Source organism: Bradyrhizobium sp. BR14999 (assembly GCF_056106085.1).
The window spans coordinates 6177875-6199002 of record NZ_CM148536.1; the positions used below are offsets into that span (position 1 = coordinate 6177875).

Annotated in this window: 20 protein-coding genes; 6 read left to right on the plus strand and 14 right to left on the minus strand. The window is 63.4% G+C overall.

Annotated elements, in window-relative coordinates; translation table 11 throughout:
• The first annotated feature begins 299 nt into the window (after positions 1–299).
• Positions 300–1376, plus strand: coding sequence for an alpha/beta hydrolase family protein (locus ACR9YP_RS29040; protein WP_438109195.1), 1077 nt, complete (start codon positions 300–302; stop codon positions 1374–1376).
• A gap of 33 nt (positions 1377–1409) precedes the next feature.
• Here ACR9YP_RS29040 and ACR9YP_RS29045 read toward each other — a convergent pair whose 3' ends face one another.
• The 5 genes from ACR9YP_RS29045 to ACR9YP_RS29065 form a co-directional block, all read right to left on the minus strand.
• Positions 1410–1775, minus strand: a complete 366-nt coding sequence (locus ACR9YP_RS29045; protein WP_438109197.1) for a YunG family protein — start codon at positions 1773–1775, stop codon at positions 1410–1412.
• Positions 1776–2183: 408 nt separating this feature from the next.
• A complete protein-coding gene (locus tag ACR9YP_RS29050) occupies positions 2184–3272 on the minus strand; it encodes a TRAP transporter substrate-binding protein (RefSeq protein WP_128934506.1) in 1089 nt (362 codons plus the stop codon).
• 164 nt (positions 3273–3436) lie between these two features.
• Positions 3437–4525 (minus strand): TRAP transporter substrate-binding protein, encoded by a 1089-nt coding sequence (locus ACR9YP_RS29055; RefSeq protein WP_091888831.1) that lies wholly within the window; start codon positions 4523–4525, stop codon positions 3437–3439.
• Between the two features lie 205 nt (positions 4526–4730).
• Positions 4731–5867 carry an Mrp/NBP35 family ATP-binding protein gene (locus tag ACR9YP_RS29060; RefSeq protein ID WP_438109199.1) on the minus strand — a complete coding sequence of 379 codons (1137 nt, stop codon included), beginning with the start codon at positions 5865–5867 and terminating at the stop codon, positions 4731–4733.
• A gap of 52 nt (positions 5868–5919) precedes the next feature.
• A complete protein-coding gene (locus tag ACR9YP_RS29065; RefSeq protein WP_474221139.1) occupies positions 5920–6357 on the minus strand; it encodes a VOC family protein in 438 nt (145 codons plus the stop codon).
• A gap of 197 nt (positions 6358–6554) precedes the next feature.
• Here ACR9YP_RS29065 and ACR9YP_RS29070 point away from each other — a divergent pair, with 197 nt between their 5' ends.
• The 5 genes from ACR9YP_RS29070 to ACR9YP_RS29090 all read left to right on the plus strand — a co-directional run bounded on the left by ACR9YP_RS29070 (position 6555) and on the right by ACR9YP_RS29090 (position 11418).
• Positions 6555–7427, plus strand: a complete 873-nt coding sequence (locus ACR9YP_RS29070; protein ID WP_130213866.1) for an NAD(P)-dependent oxidoreductase — start codon at positions 6555–6557, stop codon at positions 7425–7427.
• A gap of 118 nt (positions 7428–7545) precedes the next feature.
• The gene (gene nhaD, locus ACR9YP_RS29075) at positions 7546–8826 is read left to right on the plus strand and encodes a sodium:proton antiporter NhaD (protein ID WP_370986684.1); all 1281 of its coding nucleotides are present in this window, start codon (positions 7546–7548) and stop codon (positions 8824–8826) included.
• A gap of 165 nt (positions 8827–8991) precedes the next feature.
• Positions 8992–10587: a sensor histidine kinase gene (locus ACR9YP_RS29080; RefSeq protein ID WP_438109201.1), complete on the plus strand. Its 1596-nt coding sequence runs from the start codon at positions 8992–8994 to the stop codon at positions 10585–10587.
• A gap of 44 nt (positions 10588–10631) precedes the next feature.
• Entirely contained in the window at positions 10632–10835 is a 204-nt protein-coding gene (locus ACR9YP_RS29085) for a DUF1289 domain-containing protein (RefSeq protein ID WP_128934511.1), read from the plus strand.
• Between the two features lie 28 nt (positions 10836–10863).
• The gene (locus ACR9YP_RS29090; RefSeq protein ID WP_128934512.1) at positions 10864–11418 is read left to right on the plus strand and encodes a TIGR02281 family clan AA aspartic protease; all 555 of its coding nucleotides are present in this window, start codon (positions 10864–10866) and stop codon (positions 11416–11418) included.
• A gap of 5 nt (positions 11419–11423) precedes the next feature.
• On the opposite strand, the gene dusA is transcribed toward ACR9YP_RS29090, so the two are convergent.
• From dusA to ACR9YP_RS29135, 9 genes are all read right to left on the minus strand, one after another.
• Positions 11424–12416 carry a tRNA dihydrouridine(20/20a) synthase DusA gene (gene dusA / locus ACR9YP_RS29095; protein ID WP_438109204.1) on the minus strand — a complete coding sequence of 331 codons (993 nt, stop codon included), beginning with the start codon at positions 12414–12416 and terminating at the stop codon, positions 11424–11426.
• A 411-nt stretch (positions 12417–12827) separates the two neighbouring features.
• Positions 12828–13589, minus strand: coding sequence for an SDR family NAD(P)-dependent oxidoreductase (locus tag ACR9YP_RS29100; protein WP_438109205.1), 762 nt, complete (start codon positions 13587–13589; stop codon positions 12828–12830).
• Positions 13590–13618: 29 nt separating this feature from the next.
• Positions 13619–15358, minus strand: coding sequence for a nitrilase-related carbon-nitrogen hydrolase (locus ACR9YP_RS29105; RefSeq protein ID WP_474217677.1), 1740 nt, complete (start codon positions 15356–15358; stop codon positions 13619–13621).
• Between the two features lie 11 nt (positions 15359–15369).
• Positions 15370–16359 (minus strand): acetamidase/formamidase family protein, encoded by a 990-nt coding sequence (locus ACR9YP_RS29110; RefSeq protein WP_474217678.1) that lies wholly within the window; start codon positions 16357–16359, stop codon positions 15370–15372.
• 31 nt (positions 16360–16390) lie between these two features.
• Positions 16391–17119, minus strand: coding sequence for an ABC transporter ATP-binding protein (locus tag ACR9YP_RS29115; RefSeq protein ID WP_438109209.1), 729 nt, complete (start codon positions 17117–17119; stop codon positions 16391–16393).
• Positions 17112–17828, minus strand: coding sequence for an ABC transporter ATP-binding protein (locus ACR9YP_RS29120; RefSeq protein WP_474217679.1), 717 nt, complete (start codon positions 17826–17828; stop codon positions 17112–17114). Before ACR9YP_RS29120 ends, ACR9YP_RS29115 begins: the two co-directional genes overlap by 8 nt.
• The gene (locus ACR9YP_RS29125; RefSeq protein WP_438110800.1) at positions 17828–18874 is read right to left on the minus strand and encodes a branched-chain amino acid ABC transporter permease; all 1047 of its coding nucleotides are present in this window, start codon (positions 18872–18874) and stop codon (positions 17828–17830) included. Before ACR9YP_RS29125 ends, ACR9YP_RS29120 begins: the two co-directional genes overlap by 1 nt.
• Before the next feature lie 33 nt (positions 18875–18907).
• Positions 18908–19780 carry an ABC transporter permease subunit gene (locus tag ACR9YP_RS29130; protein ID WP_091888800.1) on the minus strand — a complete coding sequence of 291 codons (873 nt, stop codon included), beginning with the start codon at positions 19778–19780 and terminating at the stop codon, positions 18908–18910.
• Positions 19781–19874: 94 nt separating this feature from the next.
• On the minus strand, positions 19875–21128 hold the full coding sequence (locus ACR9YP_RS29135; protein WP_438109213.1) for an urea ABC transporter substrate-binding protein: 1254 nt from the start codon (positions 21126–21128) through the stop codon (positions 19875–19877).

The window sequence follows — 21128 nt, forward strand, 5'->3', positions numbered from 1 at the left end:
GGTGAAAGCTGAATTCCCGTCGGAACTGGTTGAGTCCGGTATGCCGTACCGTGAAGTCGGAACGACGGTGAACGAACCGCCGCGACTTCAGCCCGATTGCCGGATTCCGATAGCCTGATCGTTCCGCGAAAGGAACACCGAAGAACTACGCATCACGCTAGCGTTGAGATGGCACCAAATCTCGCGCGTTCGATTGACATCGACAGCCTCTGCTGCCGCACCGCTGATGAGCAGGCATCGAGAGGGCAGAGGCACTCTTGTCAGGTTCGTGTAAGCCATGGCCGCGCACAGGTCGTAGGATGCCGCAGCCAAACCCCATTCTGCAGACCGATCCGCTCCAAACAGAGACTCCGGCAGAACTCAAACGAGAGCAACGCATGCACCTCCTCAGATTTACACTCGCATTCGCCCTCTGTCTGATGACGACGTTGGCCCAGGCGGCCGGCTTTCGCTTCATCACGGTGCCGGCCGAGGCTGGCTTGCCAGCATTCCAGGCGGCCGTGTGGTCGCCGTGCCAGGAGCAGGTGGGCGAGGTCAAACTTCGCACGATCACTTTGCCTGCGACGCGGGACTGTGCGGTCTCAGGTGACAAGCTGCCATTGATCGTGATCTCGCATGGCTATGGGGGATCCTTCATCGGCCATCATGACACGGCCGAGGTGCTCGCCGATGCCGGGTTCGTCGTCGTCGCGCTCGACCATCCCGTCGACGCCGGCGGTGGCGACATGAGCCGTGCGGACACGCTCGCCGCATTGACGGAGCGACCCGCAGACATCACGAGATTGATCGACCATATGCTCACCGCATGGTCCGATCATGCGAAGCTCGGCCGTGACCATGTCGGGTTCTTTGGTTTTTCGAGGGGCGGCTATACCGGCCTGGTGGTCGCGGGCGCCAATCCCGATCTGCGAAAGGCCATCGCCTTGTGCCCGGAAAATTCTCCAAAACCCAGCTGCGCCGAACTGCGACGAAGCGAGATCCCGGCACAAGCATTGGCGCATGACCCGCGCGTCAAGGCCCTTGTCGTTGCCGACCCCGCCTTCGGTCCATTGTTCGACCGGGAGGCTCTGAAGGACGTAAAAATTCCGATCCAGCTTTGGGCGTCGGCGCTGAGCGGAGACGACAAGACGGGCGGCGAAGTCACGCTGGATTATGTTTCACTGATTGAGCGCGACCTGCCGGTCAGATCCGACTATCATCTCGTGCCGAATGCCGGTCATTATGCATTCCTTCCGCCCTGCACGCCGGATCTGGCGAACAAGCGTCCCGACATCTGCACCGACAGACCGGGGTTCGACCGCGCCGCCTTTCACGAACAGCTCAACGCCGCCGCACTGGCCTTCTTCCGGACGCATCTGGTGAGAGGTGGTCCGTAGCTCGCGGGATGCAGTGGTGAAGCGAAACGACGATTATTGCGGCTCCAGCGGCCGCCAATCTCCGATGTGACATTCGAACGCCGCTCTAAGCTCAGCCAGTTGGCCGTTCGTTGCCCCCAACTCTGCGTCGGCTCTATTCGCAGGCACGTCCATGTACGCGATCGGCTGATCGAACTGACACGCCGTGAAGTCGTACCGCCGCCCCTCGATCCGGTTGTAAAAATGATCGCCTTGCGGCAGAGGCGTCTTCAGCAACTCGCCGCCAAAGAGGTCATGAATGAGCAGCGCGGTGACGTTGCATTGCCCCGCCGCCGGATTATCCGCGGTCCATTGGCTGGCCGTCGACAATGACCATGCCTTGCGCAGTGCGCCTTGGACCTCATCGGGATCGAAGTCCATGGTCACTCCCAAGGATCGGCCAAGGATGGGCCAAGGATCGGCACCGCGACAGGATTTTCGGATTTTTCGATGATGGCTTTTTGCCACTGTGTTGCCCGACGAGTTAAGCGGCTTCGCAACTAGCAGCATCGGGAGATGCCGAAACGAATCCGCCGCTCGGCGGTCCCTACCCCACTTTCGCTCTCAAAACGCAGCGCGGGCCGCGGCTGCACGAGGATCGTAGCATCCCGCAGATTTACGTCGACGCATCAGTCTGTTGGCAGCATCGACAGGACGTACCGCCGTGACCCCTCGTCTACTGTGCATGGGGTTGTTTTTGCATATTTTGAGTTTGGCACTCTCCAAACGCGGACACGACAACGCCCCGGAGCCTTCGCTCCGGGGCGTTGCAGGCAGCAAGTGGCGTGATCAGCTCTGCGAGCGCCGCGCCATGAAGATGTCGTAGCCGACCTCGGCGACCTGGAACCAGGCGTAGCCGTCGCTCGTGAACTTGGCGAGGGAATCGTGCACCTTCTTGAAGCTGGCGTTGGTCGCGCCGACTTCGGCATGCAGCTCCTTGGCGGCCTTGTGGCAGGCATCCATGATCGACGGCGAGAAGGCGTGCAGCTTGGTGCCGCTCGCAAGCAGCTTCTTCAGCGCCAGCGGATTGGCGTTGTCGTAGCGCGCCATCATGTAGTTGTTGGCGTAGTGGCCGGCCTGCTCCAGCACGCTCTGGTAATATTTCGGCAGCGCGTTCCACTTGTCGAGGTTGACGAAGGCCAGCAGCATCGGTCCGCCTTCCCACCAACCGGGATAGTAGTAGTGCGGCGCGATCTTGTAGAAGCCGAGCTTCTCGTCGTCATAGGGGCCGACCCATTCGGCGGCGTCGATGGTGCCCTTCTCCAGCGCCGGATAGATATCGCCGCCGGCGAGCTGCTGCGGCACCACGCCGAGCTTCTGGAGCACGCGGCCGGCAAAGCCGCCAATGCGGAATTTCATGCCCTTCATGTCGTCGGGCGTGTTGACCTCCTTCCTGAACCAGCCGCCCATCTGGCAGCCGGTGTTGCCCGCGAGCAGCGAGACGACGTTGTAGCCCTTGTAGAATTCGTTGAGCACGTCGCGCCCGCCGCCCAGCATGTACCAGGCCTGGTTGATGCGCATGTTGGGACCGAACGGCACGGCCGAGCCGAAGGTGAAGGTCGGGTCCTTGCCGAAATAGTAGTAGGACGCGGTGTGGCCGATCTCGCAGGTGCCGTTCTGCACGGCGTCGAGCACCTGGAGACCCGGCACGATCTCGCCGGCGGCGAAGATCTGGATCTGGAATTTGTTGTCGGTCGCTTCCGCGACCATCTTGCACATCATCTCGGCGCCGCCGAACAGCGTATCGAGCGATTTCGGCCAGCTCGTCGGCATGCGCCATTTGATTTCCGGCATCGACTGCGCGATCGCGGGCGCCGCGAGCGTGGCGGCGCCGGCCGCACCAAGTCCCGTGACCTTGATGAAGTCTCTTCTCTTCATGATTTCCTACCCTCTTGGATCTGCTTGTTGGGCCTTCTTGCCGAGGCTTGAGGACAGCATGGATCATCGCTCCGCCGAATGCCATCCCGATCGCACTGCGGCAAAGAAAAAGCCCGGCCTCCTTGAGGAGGCCGGGCTACTCGTCTTACGACTTAAGCCGTAGATCAGCCGCGGGTGCGCGAGCGGATCATGAAGCTGTCGTAGGTATACTCGGCGACCTGCCACCACAGATATTCGTCGGAGCGGTAGGCCTGCATGGCGTCGATCGACTTCTTGAAGTCGGCGTTCTTGCCCGAGATCTCAGCCCACAGCTCGTTGGTCGCCTTGAGGCAGGCTTCCAGAACCTCATTGGTGAAGGGACGAAGCTGGGTGCCGCCGGCGACCAGACGCTTCAGCGCCGCCGGGTTCTGCATGTCGTAACGCGCGGCCATCCAGCTGTTGGCGTTGGCCGTCGCGTTGGTGAGGATCGCCTGATAGTTCTTCGGCAGCGCATTCCACTTTTCCAGATTGGCGAAGGCGTGGACGGTCGGACCGCCTTCCCAGAAGCCCGGATAATAGTAGTACTTGGCGACCTTGGCGAAGCCGAGCTTCTCGTCATCGTAGGGACCGACCCACTCGGCCGCGTCGATGGTGCCCTTCTCCAGCGCCGGATAGATATCGCCGCCGGCGAGCTGCTGCGGCACCACGCCGACCTTCTGGAGCACCTGGCCGGCAATGCCGCCGATGCGCATCTTCAGGCCGGAGAGGTCGGCAACGGTCTTGATCTCCTTGCGGAACCAGCCGCCCATCTGGGTGCCGGTGTTGCCGCAGGGGAAGCCGATTACGTTCGACTTCTTGAAGAACTCGTTGGCGAGCTCGTTGCCGCCGCCCTGATAGAGCCACGAATTCTGCTGGCGCGCGTTGAGGCCGAACGGCACCGAGGCGAAGATCGCGAAGGTCGGGTCCTTGCCGACATAGTAGTAGGACACGGTGTGGCACATCTCGACCGTGCCGCTCGAAGTCGCATCCAGCGCCTGCAGGCCGGGGACGATTTCACCGGCGGCGAACACCTGGATCTGGAACTTGTTGTCAGTCATCTCGGCGACGTATTTCGCCACCTGCTCGGCGCCGCCATAGATGGTGTCGAGCGACTTCGGGAAGCTCGAAGTCAGGCGCCACTTCACCTCCGGCGAGGACTGCGCGATTGCCGGCGAGGCCACTGCGGTCGCCGCCGCGCCTGCTGCCGACACTTTGAGAAAATCACGACGCTTCATCTTCATCTCTCTCCTTGCTGGGGCGTTTCCCCTCAACTTCTCTTTTGCTGCCGCTCATTCCGGCGACGCGTGAAGGCCGCGTCGAACCGAAGGGGCTTGACTGCCGTGGGCCTTTAACACGGACCGCCCAGTTTCGGAACGCGACAATGGCATGACGGGGCTCTACGAAAGTCGCATGTCCCCGGAGCTTGCCGCGGCGGCCGGTTCAGGCCGCGGCGATGACACCCTTGAGCTGGTCCCGGACCTGGCCTGCAATGGCGCGGTAGATCGCCGCATGAGGTCCGTCCGGCTCGCTGTCGACCACGGGATTGCCGGCATCCGAGGTGGCGCGAATCGCCATGTGCAGCGGGATCTCGCCCAGGAACGGGACTCCAAGCTTCTCGGCCTCGTGCCGCGCCCCGCCATGTCCGAAAATGTCCGACTTGGTGCCGCAATGTGGGCACTGGAAGTAGCTCATGTTCTCGACGATGCCGAGCACGGGCACGTTGACCTTCTTGAACATGGCAAGCCCCCGTCTTGCGTCGATCAGGGACAGGTCCTGCGGGGTCGAGACGATCACGGCGCCCTTCAACGGCACGTTCTGCGCCAGCGTGAGCTGGGCATCGCCGGTGCCCGGCGGCATGTCGACGACCAGCACGTCGAGCTTGCCCCATTCGACGTCGCGCAGCATCTGCGTCACCGCCGACATCACCATGGGACCGCGCCAAATCATCGCGGTCTCCTCCTCCACCAAAAAGCCGATCGACATAATGGCGAGGCCGAAGCGCCGGAGCGGAATCATCTTGCGCTCGTCGTTCAGCTCCGGCTTGTCGCGCAGGCCGGTCAGCCGCGGCACCGAGGGGCCGTAGATGTCGGCGTCGAGCAGCCCGACCTTGAGGCCGACGTCACGCAGGCCGAGCGCCAGATTGAGCGCGGTGGTCGACTTGCCCACCCCGCCCTTGCCGGAGGCGACCGCGATCACGGCGGCGACGCCGGGGATCTCAGACTGCCGCGCCATCGGCGATTGGCCACCCTGCGGCGGCTTATGAGCATGGGCGGGCTGCACGCCGGGCGTGCCACGGCTCGGCTGCGGGGGTGGCGGCGGCGCGGAGCCCGGCTTGCGCTCGGCGGTGAGCGCCACCATCGCGGTGGTGACGCCGGGAATGGCACGGACGGCGGCTTCCGCTTCGGCCCGGACGGACTCCCATGCCCGCGCCTCGGCGGCATCGACATTGATCGAGAAGAACACCTTGCCGTCAGAGGCGCTGATCGCGCTCAGCACGTTGGCATTGGTGAGCGCGACCCCGCGCGGCGACTTGATCCGGCCAAGGCTGTCGAGAACCTGTTGCTGCGTCACGCTCAAAGCGCATCTCCTGATTTCAAGATGCCCCATTAGAGCGGAAACGCCCAAAAGGCTACTGCCTGCCGATATCGTCAGCCATCTCCGCGGGCGCCGCCCCCTGCTCCCTGGCCGCCTCGTAATTCAGCTCGATCATCACCCCGTTGGGGTCGTGGACGAAGATCTGCCAGAGCTCGCCGCCAGGCACCTGGCGGGACTCGAACTTCATCCCCTTGGACGTCAGCCGCTGCTTCATACCGTCAAAGCCGCGGCTGACGAAGGCGACATGGTGGACAACGCCGGAATCCGGCTTTTGTGGCTCGGCGGTCGGAGAAATATCGACGAGGTGCACCACCGGTTTCCCCTCGCTGTACATCCAGGCGCCCGGGAAGGCGAAATTCGGCCGGGCGCCATTTTCCAGGCCCAGCACGTCCTCGTAGAAGCGGATCGTCTCGGCCAGTTTCCGGGTTCGGATGTTGAAATGATCGAGCACGCCCACGCTCACGCCGCCCAAACCCATGCCCATGCCTTCGCTCCCTTTTTTGAAGTCCTTGAGGTCCGCCATCCTAGCACAGGGGACCGCCAAACGAAGCCGTTGCCCTCTGGCCTCAAGGGTTTATGGTGCGCCCCAATCCGCCCACACGGCGGAACCAGGCGCCCTGCTCGCCCGGCAAGAACCGTAAAACCCAAACTACGGACAAGGTACCATACATGGCAAAAGTCGCTTTCCTCGGTCTCGGTGTCATGGGCTTCCCCATGGCCGGACACCTCGTGAAAAAAGGGGGCCATGAGGTCACCGTCTATAACCGCACCGCGGCCAAGGCGAAGGAGTGGGCAGACAAGTTCGGCGGCAAGACCGCACCGACCCCAAAGGCCGCCGCCGAAGGCCAGGATTTCGTGATGTGCTGCGTCGGCAACGACAACGATCTGCGCGCGGTCACGATCGGACCCGACGGCGCGTTTGCCGGCGTCAAGAAGGGCGCAACCTTCGTCGACCACACCACCGCTTCGGCCGAAGTCGCACGCGAGCTCGATGCGGCCGCGACCAAGGCCGGCTTCAAGTTCATCGATGCCCCCGTCTCCGGCGGCCAGGCCGGCGCCGAGAACGGCGTGCTGACGGTGATGTGCGGCGGCGCGCAGGACGCCTATGCCGGTGCCGAGCCGATCATCACGGGCGCCTATGCGCGGATGTGCAAACTGCTTGGGCCCGCCGGCTCCGGCCAGCTGACGAAAATGGTCAACCAGATCTGCATCGCCGGTCTGGTGCAGGGTCTTTCCGAAGGTATCCACTTCGCCAAGAAGAGTGGCCTCGACGTCGCCGCAGTGATCGAGACCATCTCAAAAGGGGCAGCGCAGTCCTGGCAGATGGAGAATCGCTACAAGACCATGAACGAGGACAAGTACGATTTCGGCTTCGCGGTGGAATGGATGCGCAAGGACCTCTCGATCTCGCTGGCTGAAGCCCGCCGCAACGGCGCCAACCTGCCGGTGACCGCACTGGTCGACCAGTTCTACTCCGAGGTGGAGAAAATGGGCGGCAAGCGCTGGGACACGTCGAGCCTGCTCGCGCGTCTGCAACGCTGAGGAACATCTTGACTGTTTGCTGCCGGGCACGGCGCCGTCCCAGACCTCGACGCGGCCTGCACCGCGACGAGGTCTGGCGAGCACATTGAGCTGAAAGAACAAGTTCGGGGGGACTGACTTGCTGAGCGTGATCGCCGCCGTTTTCATCGTTGCGTATGCTGCCATCGCGCTCGAACACCCGCTCGGCATCAACAAGAGCGCTACGGCTCTCCTGGGAGCGGGCCTGCTCTGGACCATCTACGCGATGTCCGTCGGCGACGCCTCGCTCGTCAACCACCAGCTCGACGAATCCGTCGCCTCGACGGCGCAGATCGTCTTCTTCCTGATTGGCGCCATGACGATCGTCGAGGTGATCGACGCCCACAACGGCTTCGAAGTCATCACCTCGGTCATCCGCACCACGAAGCAGACCACGCTGATGTGGATCATCGGCTTCGTGACGTTCTTCCTGAGCGCGATCCTCGACAACCTCACGACCACCATCGTGATGGTCTCGCTGGTTCAGAAGCTGATCGGCAACAGGAGCGACCGCCTGCTGTTCGCTTCCCTGATCGTCATCGCCGCCAATGCGGGCGGCGCCTGGACCGTCATCGGCGACGTCACGACGACGATGCTCTGGATCGGAGGGCAGATCTCGCCTGTCAGCATCATGGGAGCGGTATTCCTGCCGTCTCTGCTCAACCTGCTGATACCGCTGCTCATCATTGGCTACTCCGTCAAAGGGAAGGACATCGTCCCGCCGCTGCAACGAGAAGCGCAGGCTCTCAAGGTCGAGCTGTTCGAGCGCAATCTGATGTTCTATCTCGGCCTCGGCACACTGGTCGCCGTCCCGGTTTTCAAGGCCGTGACGCACCTCGCACCCTTCATCGGGATCTTGTTCGGGCTGGGCATCCTCTGGCTGGTCGGCGAGATCGTTCACCGCCACAAGGACGAGGATGCGCGTCGTCCCCTCACCCTCGTCCATGCGCTGACGCGCATCGACATGAGTTCCATCGTGTTCTTCGTCGGCATTCTCCTGGCCGTCGCCTGCCTGGAGCACGCCCGCGTGCTGGAGCTGCTGGCCAAATGGCTCGATACCACGGTCGGCCGTCTCGACATCATCGTCATCCTGCTCGGCCTGTTGAGCGCCATCATCGACAACGTGCCGCTCGTCGCGGCGACGATGGGCATGTACAATCTGGTGCAATACCCGCCGGACAGCTTCATCTGGGAATTCATCGCCTATTGCGCCGGCACCGGCGGCTCGATCCTGATCATCGGCTCGGCGGCCGGCGTCGCCGCGATGGGGCTCGAGAAGATCGAATTCTTCTGGTACGCCCGCCGGATCGCAGGTCCCGCGCTTGTGGGATATCTCGCGGGTGCACTGGTCTACATTGCGCAGCACTCGCTGCTGTATTGATCCGTCGTGACCGGACGTTCGGCACTGCCGGTTCCGGCAGAGGTGTTTCTTAATCATCCGTTAACGTAATTCTTTAGCTCCTTAAGTCACCTCTTAAGGATTTCTTGCCAGAGATAGACAATGCAGAAGGCCCGCGTCCGGCGTGGGCAGGAATCGTGTTGCTTGATGAGTAACCCCGCTGAAAAGCCCGAGGTTGTGCAGCTTCCGGCCGAGCCGGTGAGCGCTCCATCGGCGAGCAGCCGCAGGGCTGCGGCGCAGCGGGTGCGCGAGGCGCGCGACAAGTTAACCTCGACCAGCGGAACCCGGCCGGCCTTCGACGCCGAGATGCTGCGCCAATATGCGCAGACGCGGCTGTCGGCTTCCTATGTCGTGATGCTGCTGGTGGTCGCCACCGGCGTGCTGTTCGGGCTCTGGATGCAGCCGATTCCGGCCGCGGCCTGGACCGCGGGCATGCTCTGCATCCACAGCGCGATGATCCGCAGCTGCCGGCGGTTCCTGACTGAGGCCACCTCTCCGGCCGCGACGCGCGCATGGCGAACGCGCTTCGTCGTGCTCGACCTGCTCTATGGCCTGTGCTGGATGGCGATCCTGATCCACCCCGTGCTCGACATGGTCACGGAAACACTGATGATGTTCCTGATGCTGCTGGTGATCGCGGTATCGAGCATGCTGGCCGCCAATCTGCCGATCGCCGCCGTTGCCGCCACCGCGCCGGTCGCGGTCGCAATGGCCCTGAGCTTCGTGATGACCGGCTCACTGGACAATTACATCCTGGCGGCACTCGCGCTCGCGGCCGAAGGCTATTTCGTCCTGCTGGCCCACCGCCTGCACTCCTCGACCTTCGCCACGCTCGAGGCACGCGCCGAGAAGGACGCACTGATCGGCGAGCTCGAACAGGCCAAGGCAATCTCGGACGAAGCACGTCACCGCGCCGAATCCGCCAATGTCGCCAAGTCACGCTTCCTCGCGCAGATGAGCCACGAGCTGCGCACGCCGCTGAACGCCATCCTCGGTTTCTCCGAGGTGATGAAGAGCGAGATTTTTGGCGCACACGCGGTGCCGGTCTACAAGGAGTACTCGGCGGACATCCATAATTCCGGCGTGCACCTGCTCAACCTCATCAACGAGATCCTCGATTTGTCGCGGATCGAGGCCGGCCGCTACGAACTCAACGAGGAAGCGGTGTCGTTGGTCGGCATCGTCGCCGACTGCCATCATTTGATGAAGCTGCGCGCCTCGAGCCGCGGCATCACCATCCACGAAGTGTTCGAGCAGGCCATGCCGCGGCTCTGGGCCGACGAGCGCGCGATCCGCCAGGTCGTGCTCAACCTGCTCTCCAACTCGATCAAGTTCACGCCGCAGGGCGGAGAGATCTGGCTCAAGGCGGGATGGACCGCTTCGGGTGGACAATATCTATCGGTGAAGGATTCCGGCTCCGGAATCCCCGAGGACGAGATCCCGGTCGTGCTCGCCTCGTTCGGCCAGGGCTCCAACTCGATCAAATCGGCCGAACAGGGCGCAGGCCTCGGCCTGCCCATCGCCAAGAATCTGATCGACCTGCATGGCGGCACGTTCACGCTGAAATCGAAGCTGCGCATCGGCACCGAGGTGATCGTCACCTTCCCGCCGGAGCGCGTGATGAGCGCGCTGGCGCCGCTGTCGGATGATTCTCCGCCGCTGCAGCCCGAGAGTTCGCTCGTTCCCGACGAGAAGCGCCGGCCGCGCCACAAGCCGATCATGAGCGCAGGCACGGGCTCTTAACGAGATGCTTGCAGACATGCCCGACGATCCCTCACAATGTCCGTATGAGCAAAGAAACGCCGTGCGTCGCCGTCTGCATGATCGATCCCAAGACCAAGCTTTGCTTCGGCTGCGGCCGGACTTTGCCGGAGATCGCGCGCTGGCACGCCATGGACAGCGCGGAGCGGCTGACGGTCATGGCGCTGTTGCCGGCGCGCATGGATCAGGCAGGACTCGCACCGATCGCGGCATCGCCGAAACGTACCTGATCGGCACGCGCGCATCTGGAGGCGCGCAATGATCCGCTTCCTGCTTGTACTCATCATGCTCGCCGGCACCGCAGGTGCGGTCGTCGCCTATGGCGATCCCGACCAGATCGCGCGCGCCAGCCACAGGGTCTCGCACATCTTCCGCGCGCAGACCGCCGCCCCGGCCCCCGCCGTGCATATCCCGCGCGGCCAGGGTGGCGAGTTCGCACTGCGTGCGAAGATCAACGGCGTCACCGCGCCGATGGTGATCGATACAGGTGCGACCTCCGTGGTGCTGACCTGGGAAACCGCGAAAGCGATCGGACTGCCGCTCGAGATGCTCGAATACGACGTCGACCTGGAGACCGCGGGTGGCCACACCAAGGCGGCGCGGCTCACGCTCGACCGTCTCGCGGTCGGCAAGCTGGTCGAGAAGTCGGTGCCGGCCCTGGTCGTGCAACGTGGCCAGATGAAGACCAATCTGCTCGGCATGAGCTTCCTCGACCGCCTGGAAAGCTGGGGCGTGCGCGCGGACACGCTGATGCTGACAGGTTATCCGGAGCTCCAGAAGGGCCCCCGCCGCTCGCGCATCGCGATCGACTAGACGAGCTACGCCGCCTCCGCTGGCGCAGGTGCACCGATACGCGCGATCGCCTCGCGCAGCACGTCGAGACTGGCGCCCGGCTTCACCCCCTGCTCGGCAAGATGGCGGCGGAAGGCGCGCGCGCCGGGAACGGCGTGGAATGCGCCGACGAAATGCCGCGTGATCGCGTGCAGCCGGGTGCCGCGCGCGAGCTGCTGTTCGATGTAGGGCATCATCGCCTCGAGCGCGTCCTGCATGGACGCGTGCGGCGCCGCCTCGCCGAAGATGTCGGTATCGACGCTGAGCAGCCGCCACGGCTCCTGATAGGCGGCGCGGCCGAGCATCACACCGTCGACATGGGCAAGATGCGCCTTCGCATCGTCGATGCCCGGGATGCCGCCATTGATGATGACGGGCACACTAGGCATTGCGCGTTTGAGCCGATAGACGCGATCATAGTCGAGCGGCGGGATGTCGCGGTTCTCCTTCGGCGACAGGCCGTTGAGCCAGGCTTTGCGGGCGTGCACGATCAGTGCATCGGAGCCGGACGCCACCACCGCGCGCGAGAGCGTATCGAGCGCCAATTCAGGGTCCTGGTTGTCGATCCCGATACGGCACTTCACAGTGACGGGAACCGCGACCGCGCACTTCATGGCGTCGACGCACCTCGCCACCAGTTCCGGCTCCGCCATGAGGCAGGCGCCGAACCGGCCATCCTTCACGCGATCGGACGGGCAGCCGACATTGAGATTGATCTCATCATAACCGAACGCCTCACCGATCCGCGCAGCTAGCGCGAGCTCGTGCGGATCCGACCCGCCAAGCTGAAGCGCCACCGGATGCTCGCACGCGTCGAACCCAAGCAGCCGCTCCCGATCGCCATGAATAATCGCACCCGTGGTCAGCATCTCCGTATAAAGCAGCGCCCGCCGCGTCAGTTGACGGTGGAACACCCGGCAATGCCGCTCGGTCCAGTCCATCATAGGCGCCACGGAAAAGCGATAGTTTTGCGATTTCAATTGGTTATAGAATCCTCTATGCACTCACCCCGGTTATACTATTTCCGCGACAATAGTATAGCCGCCGGACGTGCACATAACCGCCTGCCGTCGATAACCAATTGCTGCGCGTTGAACCCATCATGTTGGAACGACGATCCAAAGGGCAATGTCGGTTTGCGACGAACCGGATTTCGACACCTCGGCGCCCAATGCAAACGCGACGAAAGCCGCTTACTCGCTCCGGCAAATAGGCCCCCAAACAGGTCATCTCGACAATCGCGCCTTCGAATCTTCGGCTGCAAGACAAAGCACGCTGCAGGCCTCAAGTGCGACAGGGATCTCGGCGGTACGCGATGACTTCGCTCCGATCCATCATGGGCCAGTTTGAGCTAGCGAGGTCGAATGCAAGGCAAACGCCAATACGTTTTGCTACAACTGCACCCCACGCGTGAGTGCACCGTCGACGACAAGATTTGTGCCCGTGATGAAGCTCGCCGCGCGGCTGGCGAGAAACACCACGGCGTTAGCCATTTCCTGCGGCGTTCCCATCCGCCCCATCGGGTTGAGGGCTAATGCGGTCTTGTAGAGCTCGGGATTGTTGTCCTTGATCATGTTCCAGACCCCACCCTCGAAATAGGTGTTGCCAGGCGAGACCGAATTGGCGCGGATGCCCTTCGCCGCGAGCTGATTGGCGAGCCCTTGCGTGTAATGGATGATCGCCGCCTTGAATGTGCCGTAGGGACCAGCCGCGAAATCGACCTCGCGCCCGGAGACGCTGGAGATGGTGACGATCGCGCCGGCCTTGCTCTTCTCCAGATACGGCATGGCCCCGTTCACCAGCCGCACCGTGCCCATCATGTCTGTCGAGAACTCCTTTTGCCAACTTTCGTCGTCCTGTCCGATCGCGAGTGCGCTGACATTGGCGACGACGACGTCGATGCCGCCAAGCCTTGCCGCCATATCGCCGACCCAGGCATTCAGGACGGCCGCGTCGGCGACGTCGACCGCACCACCATAGGCTGCGACGCCCTTGGCCTTGAGCGCAGCCACCGTGCTTTCGACCTCGGCCAGATTGCGCGAGCACACACCGACATCGGCGCCCTCGGCGGCGAATGTCTCGGCGATCGCGCGGCCAATCCCCTTGGTACTTCCGGTGACGAGAACCTTGGCGCCCTTCAGTCCCAAATCCATGGTCGGCTTCCTTTTCTTGGTTTCTTGGTTCAGTAATTGATCGCAGCCACTTTGACCAATCCGCGATAGCTGTGCGGCATGCGCATCGACACCAGATCCTTTCGCCGCACGACATTCGTCGGATAGACGCTGTCGAGATTGGTGGTGTCGACCAGCGCCGTAGCAAGCCCCGTGCCGCCGGCCGCGATCGCCTCCTGCCGCGGGAATGCGAACGTGTCAGGGCCGAATACGCCGCTCAGCCCAGGATAGCCGCGTTCTGGATCGACGACATTGGCGAAAGCGAAGAACAAGTTATTCTCGCCGGCGCGAACGCGGAAATGATGCCAGTGGTGCGGATCCGGGCCGGTTGGAATCGGCTTCGGCTGCTCGACCTGCGTGCCGGGATGCGACGAACTGAAGCGTCCCTTGATCGCGGCAGGACACGCGACGAGATCGCAGCCGCGAAGCGCCAGCACCCGGCCCACCTCCGGAAACGACGCATCGTGACCGATCAACAGCCCGATGCGGCCGATTGGCGTGTCGACAACGGTCCAGCCGTCACCGGCGGTCGCCCAGCTTCGCTCGTCGGCGGTGAGATGCGTCTTGCGATAGACCGAGATGTCCCCATCCGGCGTGATGAGGCAAGCGCTGTTGTAGACCAGATCGCCGTCACGTTCGGCGAGGCCGTAGACAAGATAGAGGTCGAGCTCCTCTGCAAGCCTGCCAAGGCTGTCGGTCGCCGGCCCCGGAATCGGTTGTGCCCTTCTTGCAGGATCGGCAAGGCCCGTCAGGGCGAGTTCCGGGAAGACGACGAGCTCCGCGCCTTCGGCGCGGGCCTTGCGGGTGAGCACCGAGATTTTCTCATGATTCTGGCTGATGTCATCGCCGGGCGCAAACTGCGCGACACTGACGCGCGAAACCTTGCCGGTCGGCCAGGGCTCGTGGCCATAGAGGCCGAAAAAGTCGCGCGGATTCCAGCTGAACGTGTCGGTAAGCAACTCCGGATAGAGCTCCGGCCGGCGCTGCACGAAGACGGCTTCCCCAAGCACGCGGCGGGCGCGTGCGGCGTCGAGATCGATCTCCGACAGCAGCACCCCGTCGCCTTTGTCGAGCACAGCCGTCACATGCCCGTCCGGCGCGATCACGCAGCTCCCGCCACTGAACTGCACCGTTCGTTCGAGCCCCCATCGATTGCTCTCGATGACGTAGCAGCCGTTCTCGAAGGCGCGGCTGATCCAGTAAGGCGCCGGCGTACGCTCCGCCAGCCAGTTCGAGATGTGGCAGATAACATCCGCGCCGCCCAGCGCCATCAGCCGCGCGGTTTCGACGAAATGAATGTCCATGCAGATAAGCAGCGCGATCCGTCCGATCGGCGTCTCGAACACCTGATTATGCAGATCGCCCGCCGCAGCCCATTTCGGCTCAGAAATGTAGGGGTGGGTCTTGCGGTGGCGACCGATGATGCCGTCGGGCCCGATCAGGACGGCGCTGTTGAAGTAGATGCCGTCCTCGTCGACCTCGGGCATGCCGACGACCATGTAGCAATCATATTTGCGCGCCAGCGCCACAAAGCGATTTGTTGTCGGTCCGGGGATCGACTCGACGAACGGCGCGACCTCGGCCCGGTCGAACCAACAATAACCCGTCGTTCCCATTTCCGGTGTGACGATGAGTCTTGCACCGGCCGCCGCCGCCTGCTCGCAGAGCTCGACCAGGCGCGCGACGTTGCGTTCCTTCTCGAACGCGATCGGCTCGAACTGGACGGCGGCGACCTTGTGAATGATGGGCATTCCGATCGGCCTCAACCGAGATAGGACTTCTTGATGGAGGCGCCCAACGTGTATTTGGGATCGACCATGTTGCCGAGCCTGACACGGCCGGCCTGGGTCAGCAGCATATAGGCGTCGATCTCGTCGAAGCCGTAGTCGGCCGCCATCCAGCGGCAGAGCTCGCGATAGGCGATGCGGGCTGCATCTTCCATCGGGCGCGCCGAACCAATCGTCATGATGAAGTCCCTGGTCTCGAGCCGCGGCCAGGCGATGGTCCAGTTCTTGATGAGATCGACCTGAACCGTGGTCACGGTCGGATGCTCAATGGCGACGCCGCAGAGCTCGCCATCGCCCTGCGCCGCATGGCAGTCGCCGAGATAGAGCAAGGCCCCCTTGGTGTTGACGGGCAGGTAGATGATGGCCCCGACACCGACGTCGGGAAGATCCATGTTGCCGCCGTAGTAGTCCGGGACCAGCGAAGATATCGCCTCGATCTCCGGCGAGGTGCCGATGGTGCCGATGAACGGCTCATAGGGCAGCGTGATCTTGTCGTTCCATTTGGTTCCGGTCTTGGCGTCGATCTCGAGCTTCTTGACCCGCTCCGGCAGCGCCGGGTTGAGCAGCGCCGTGTTGCCCGTACTGACCAAGCCACCGAATTCCGGCATGATCACCGTGGTGCCACGCGGCTGCGGCCCGCGCGGCACTATGCTCTCGATATAGACCGCGAGCGTATCGCCCTTCTCGGCGCCGTTGACGTGGATCGGCCCGTTCTGCGGATTGAGGAACGGGAAGTTGAGCATCTTTGACGGGCTGTCGGTCTCCTTCTTGATGGCGCCCTCGAACGCATCATGGGTCTCTGCCGAGACGACGGCGCCGGGATCGACGGTCAGCACCGGCTTCACATAGGGGCCGTAGACATAGTGGTACTTGCCCTGCTCGCTCTCCGTGATGGTGTGCGTCGTGCCGCGCTCGCCCTTGGCGACGCCCTTGCGGGCCATGATGGAGTCTTTCTGCCAGGACATTTGCTTTTCTCCTTCTGTCGTTGGCTAGTCTTCAAACCGCAAGATGACGGCGCATCTCGGCCGCATCGTCGAGCGCCGTGCGATCGAGGTTCGCGACGATGCGTCCCTTGTCCATGACGTAGCAACGCTGCGCCATGGCGCGGATCATGTCGAGATTCTGCTCGACCAGGATGATGGTCACCCCGGTCCTATGGTTGAGCTCGACCATGTTGCGCGCAATGTCCTGGACGATGTTGGGCTGGATGCCCTCCGAGGGCTCGTCGAGCAGGACGAGGTTGGGATCGGCGATCAGTACCCGGCCGATCGCGAGCTGCTGCTGCTGGCCGCCGGACATGGTGCCGGCGCGCTGATGCCAGCGCTCTTCGAGGATCGGAAAAGCCTCGACGATCTTGCGCCGGCCCGCTTCGAGAATGCCGCCGCCCCTGATCGCTGCGCCGACCGCGACGTTCTCGCCGACGGTCAGCCGCGGAAACACGTCGCGCCCCTGCGGCACATAGCCCATGCCGAGGCGCGCCCGCTTGTGCGCTGGCAGAGATTCGACGGCCTCGCCGCGATAGACGATCGAGCCGCTCATCGCCGGCACGAGCCCGATCAGGCTCTTCATCAGCGTGGACTTGCCGACGCCGTTGCGGCCGATGACGGCAACGATCTCGCCTTCGCGCACCTCGATCTCGAGGCCCTGGAGCACCGGCTTGCCGCCATAGCCGGCGCGCAGAGCCAGCGTCGACAGGATCACTTCCTTGCGCGGCTGATCAAGCATGAGCCTGCCCGAGATAGATCGCCGCCACGCGTTCGTCGGCCACGATCTCGTCGATCGAGCCTTGTGCAAACACCTGGCCGAGATGCAGCACGGTAACGCGTTGAGCCACCTGGCGAACGAAGGCCATGTCGTGCTCGATCGCCAGCACCGTCATGCCGTCGGCATTGAGCCGCTGCACCATCTCGCCAGTCATGTGGGTTTCCTCGGGCGACATGCCGGCGGTGGGCTCGTCCAGCAGCAGAAGGCGCGGCTTCAGGCTGATCGCCATGCCGATCTCGAGCCATTGCTTCTGACCATGGCTGAGATTGCCGGCAATCTGCGCTTGCTCCGACTCCAGTCCGAGGAAGCTCAGCAGCCGACCGATCTCCGCTTCGAGCTCCGCACCGCGATGCCGGCTCTGCAGGGCGATCTCGAGATTCTGGCGGACCGACAGGCCCTTGAACACACCAGGCACCTGGAACTTAACCGAGAGACCGCGATGAATCCGCGCAAAGGATTTGAGCGACGTGATGTTCTCTCCGGCGAAGAGAATGTCACCGCTGCCGGGATGATGTTCGCCGAGGATCAGGCGGAATAGCGTGCTCTTTCCAGCGCCATTCGGGCCGATCAGGCAATGGATCTCGCCGGCCAGCAGCGTGAGATCCACGGAATTGGTGACGTGCAGACCACCGAAATGCTTGTTCAGCTTGCGCAGTTCGAGCAGCGACATCAGCCGGCCCTCTGCGTGAGGCGAGTGGCGATGCGGCCGAGCCAGTTCATCACCCCGAGCACGAGACCGTTCGGGGCGATCAGAACCGTGAGCACCAGCAGCACGCCCATGAAGACCAGCGCGTACTGGCTACCGTAGATCGTGAGCGCCTGGAACGCGGCGAGCACCACTAGCGTGCCGATCACGGTCGACGTCAGGTCGCTGCGGCCGCCGACTGCGACCCATATCAGCGGCAGCGCCGCGGCCGTCATGCCCATGCTCGACGGCGTGATGTACTGTCCCCACACCGTGTACAGCACGCCGGACAGACCCGCGAGCGCGGCGCCGATGACGAAGGTGATGAGCTGGTACTTGCGCACGTCGTAGCCCAGCATCTCGGCCCTTTCAGGGTTCTCGCGGATCGCGACGATGACGTTGCCAAACGACGAATTCATCAGGATACGCAAGGCCAGATAGACAAAGACCAGAAGGCCAAGCACGAGGTAGTAGAGACCGACATCGGCGAACAGCACGATGGGCTCGCCCGGCCAGGGGATGGTCAGAGGTGGCATCGCGCTCATGCCGTTGAAGCCGTTGAGCCGCGCAGCTCCGATGTGCCATTCCGGCCCCGCGGTCTGTGCCATGAAGCGTTCCAGCATCAAGGTGACGGCGAGCGTGACGATGCCGAGGAAGACGCCGGCGATGCGGCCGAAGAACATGAAGTAGCCGAGCAGGACCGCGAACAGCGCGGCGATCGCCACCGCCGCGACCAGCGCCACCAGCGTGAAGCCGTAGGCCGAGCCGAAATTGATGGTGAGGATGCCGTAGCCATAGCCCGCAATCCCGAAAAAGGCCGTCTGGCCGAAGGAGAGCGAGCCGCCATAGCCCCAGATCAGGCACAGGCTGAGCGCGATGAACACCCAGACGAAGAAATAGACGGTGTTGCCGACCGTGTAGCCGTCGCTGAACAGCGGATAAGCGAGTGCGACGGCGAGCACAAGTGCGAACAGGCCCCAGAAGGCCGGACCGCGACCAGCGGTCTGCGGGCCTTCGAGACGACGGAACATTGCGAGAAGACCGGTCACGACGCCATCACTCCGTCAGGTGCGCTCGCGCAGCACGAAGCCGGAAATGCCCTTCGGCAGCACCCGGACCACGATGATGACGGCGACCAGCAGACCGATCTGACCGAACAGCTGCCCCTGCCAGGACGTCATCGCCGATTTCACCACCGCGAGTACGCCACCCGCAGGCGCCGTGCCGAGGAAGACGTCCGCGCCGCCGATCACGACGGTAACGAAGGCCTCCATGATGAAGGTCGCGCCCATGGTCGGCACCAGCGTCATGGTCGGCGCGTAGAGCCCGCCGGCAAGGCCGGCGAGCCCTGCGCCGCAGGCGAAGGTGAGGCTGTAGATCAGGCGCGTATCGACGCCGAGCGCGGCCGCCATATGCGGCACCTGGATGGTGGCACGTGCCAGCACGCCGAAGCGCGTCCAGTTGAACAGCGCATAGAGCCCCGCCAGCACACCGAGTGCGGCACAGAACAGCACGATGCGATAGATCGAATAGGAGTAGTCACCGACCTGGAAGCTGCCGAACGGCGTGCCGACGCCTGCCATGGTCGAGCCCACCATGATCAGCGTGCCCTGCGTCGCAATCAAGCTGAGCCCCCAGGTCGCGACGATGGTATCGAGCGGCCGGTCGTAGAGATGACGGATCACTGCGAGCTCCACCACGACGCCGACCAGCGCCGAGACGAGAGTGCCGGCAAGTATTCCCAGTGGGAGCGGCAGGCCGGCATGCACAGTCGCGGCCGTGACGTAGGCGCCGCACATGATGAACTCGCCATGGGCAAGATTGATCACGCCCATCATGCCGAAGATCACCGCGAGCCCGCAGGCCGAAAGCACCAGAAACGCGAAGGCGTCGCCGAATTGATAGAGCGCCGAGAATACGTGGGTCGCGATGTCCATGAATCAACCAGGAAGTGGGAGGATGCGGCGTTGCCGTCGCAGATATCCGTAATCGCCCCGGCGCGCCGCGAGCGCCGGAGCGATCAGCCGCCGGTCAGGGTTTCGGCGGCGGATTCGACGGCGTGTACTGGGCCATCGGATCCTTCTTGGTGAGATCGCAGCCGGCTTCACCGAGCCAGTACGGCTTGATGTCCTCCCAGGTCTTCGGGAACGAGATCGAGTGATCGGCACCGACTTTGGCGAGATAGATCGTGTGCGACATGTGCTGGCTCTTAGGGTCGATGCAGACCTTGCCTTCCGGCGCGTCCATGCAGACGTCGCCGAGCGCGATCACCTTGCGGATCTCCTCGCGCTTGGTCGACTTCGCGCGCTCCACCATCTGCTTGTAGAGATAGACCGCCAGATAGGAGTTCTCCGCCTCCTGGTTCACATACGGCTCGCTCGGGAACTTCGCCTTGAACTTGGCGTAAAATTCCTTGCTCTTGGGCGAGTCGATCTCCTCGATGTAGTTGGTGGTGACATACATGTCCTTCAGGCTCGGCGGCTTGAAGCGCTTGTGCTCGTAGCCCTGCCCGACGTTCACCGAGGACGCCATCGGCAGGTTGACGTTGGCGGAAGCCGCCTGCTCGTAATAGGAGGCCTGCGCGGTGCCGACCAGCAGCGTGACCACGAAGTCCGGCTTGGCCTTCTGGATGTTCTGGATACTCTGGGAGAATTGCGACACGCCGAGCGGGATGAACTCCTCGCCGGCCATCTTGCCGCCGTTCTCCTTGACGATCTTGCGCACCCATTCCGCCGAGATCTGGCCGAAATTGTAGTCGGCTGCGAGCGTGTAGACGTTCTTGCCGTACTTCTCCATCATGTAGGGAATGAGGGTCGAGAACTGCTGCTCCGGCACGGCGCCGGTCACGATCATGTGGCCGTCGCACACGCCGCCTTCGTACTGGTTGTTGTAGAAGGCGAAGCCGTTGAACTGGTCGACGATCGGGCGGTACGCCTCGCGCGAGGCCGAAGAGAAGCCCGCGAACACGACGTCGACCTTGTCGCGCTGGAGCACGCGCCGCATGAACTCCTGGTAGCGGGTGTTGTCGGACTGGGTGTCGTAGGCAACGAGCTCCAGCGGCCGGCCCATGATGCCGCCTGCCTTGTTGATCTCGTCGGCGGCGAGCTGGATGGCGTGAACCTTGCCGATCGTCGCCGCGGCGAAGTCGCCAGACTGATCCTCCAGAACGCCGAGCTTGATCGGGTTTTCCGCCGCGAGCGCCAATTGTGATCCAAGGGATGATCCGAGGACAAGCGTCCCCGTGAGGGCTGCGGCGCGCAGCCCCCGCAATACAGACTTGCTCAT

What these genes read in the sequence shown, in the direction of transcription:
- ACR9YP_RS29040 (WP_438109195.1), top strand. Translation starts at nt 300, where the DNA reads ATGCCGCAGCCAAACCCCATTCTGCAGACCGATCCGCTCCAAACAGAG.
- ACR9YP_RS29125 (WP_438110800.1), bottom strand. Translation starts at nt 18,874, where the DNA reads ATGTTCCGTCGTCTCGAAGGCCCGCAGACCGCTGGTCGCGGTCCGGCC.
- ACR9YP_RS29100 (WP_438109205.1), bottom strand. Translation starts at nt 13,589, where the DNA reads ATGGATTTGGGACTGAAGGGCGCCAAGGTTCTCGTCACCGGAAGTACC.
- ACR9YP_RS29090 (WP_128934512.1), top strand. Translation starts at nt 10,864, where the DNA reads ATGATCCGCTTCCTGCTTGTACTCATCATGCTCGCCGGCACCGCAGGT.
- ACR9YP_RS29050 (WP_128934506.1), bottom strand. Translation starts at nt 3,272, where the DNA reads ATGAAGAGAAGAGACTTCATCAAGGTCACGGGACTTGGTGCGGCCGGC.
- ACR9YP_RS29115 (WP_438109209.1), bottom strand. Translation starts at nt 17,119, where the DNA reads ATGCTTGATCAGCCGCGCAAGGAAGTGATCCTGTCGACGCTGGCTCTG.
- ACR9YP_RS29055 (WP_091888831.1), bottom strand. Translation starts at nt 4,525, where the DNA reads ATGAAGCGTCGTGATTTTCTCAAAGTGTCGGCAGCAGGCGCGGCGGCG.
- ACR9YP_RS29105 (WP_474217677.1), bottom strand. Translation starts at nt 15,358, where the DNA reads ATGCCCATCATTCACAAGGTCGCCGCCGTCCAGTTCGAGCCGATCGCG.
- ACR9YP_RS29130 (WP_091888800.1), bottom strand. Translation starts at nt 19,780, where the DNA reads ATGGACATCGCGACCCACGTATTCTCGGCGCTCTATCAATTCGGCGAC.
- ACR9YP_RS29135 (WP_438109213.1), bottom strand. Translation starts at nt 21,128, where the DNA reads ATGAGCAAGTCTGTATTGCGGGGGCTGCGCGCCGCAGCCCTCACGGGG.
- ACR9YP_RS29070 (WP_130213866.1), top strand. Translation starts at nt 6,555, where the DNA reads ATGGCAAAAGTCGCTTTCCTCGGTCTCGGTGTCATGGGCTTCCCCATG.
- ACR9YP_RS29120 (WP_474217679.1), bottom strand. Translation starts at nt 17,828, where the DNA reads ATGTCGCTGCTCGAACTGCGCAAGCTGAACAAGCATTTCGGTGGTCTG.
- ACR9YP_RS29110 (WP_474217678.1), bottom strand. Translation starts at nt 16,359, where the DNA reads ATGTCCTGGCAGAAAGACTCCATCATGGCCCGCAAGGGCGTCGCCAAG.
- ACR9YP_RS29080 (WP_438109201.1), top strand. Translation starts at nt 8,992, where the DNA reads ATGAGTAACCCCGCTGAAAAGCCCGAGGTTGTGCAGCTTCCGGCCGAG.
- ACR9YP_RS29085 (WP_128934511.1), top strand. Translation starts at nt 10,632, where the DNA reads ATGAGCAAAGAAACGCCGTGCGTCGCCGTCTGCATGATCGATCCCAAG.
- ACR9YP_RS29045 (WP_438109197.1), bottom strand. Translation starts at nt 1,775, where the DNA reads ATGGACTTCGATCCCGATGAGGTCCAAGGCGCACTGCGCAAGGCATGG.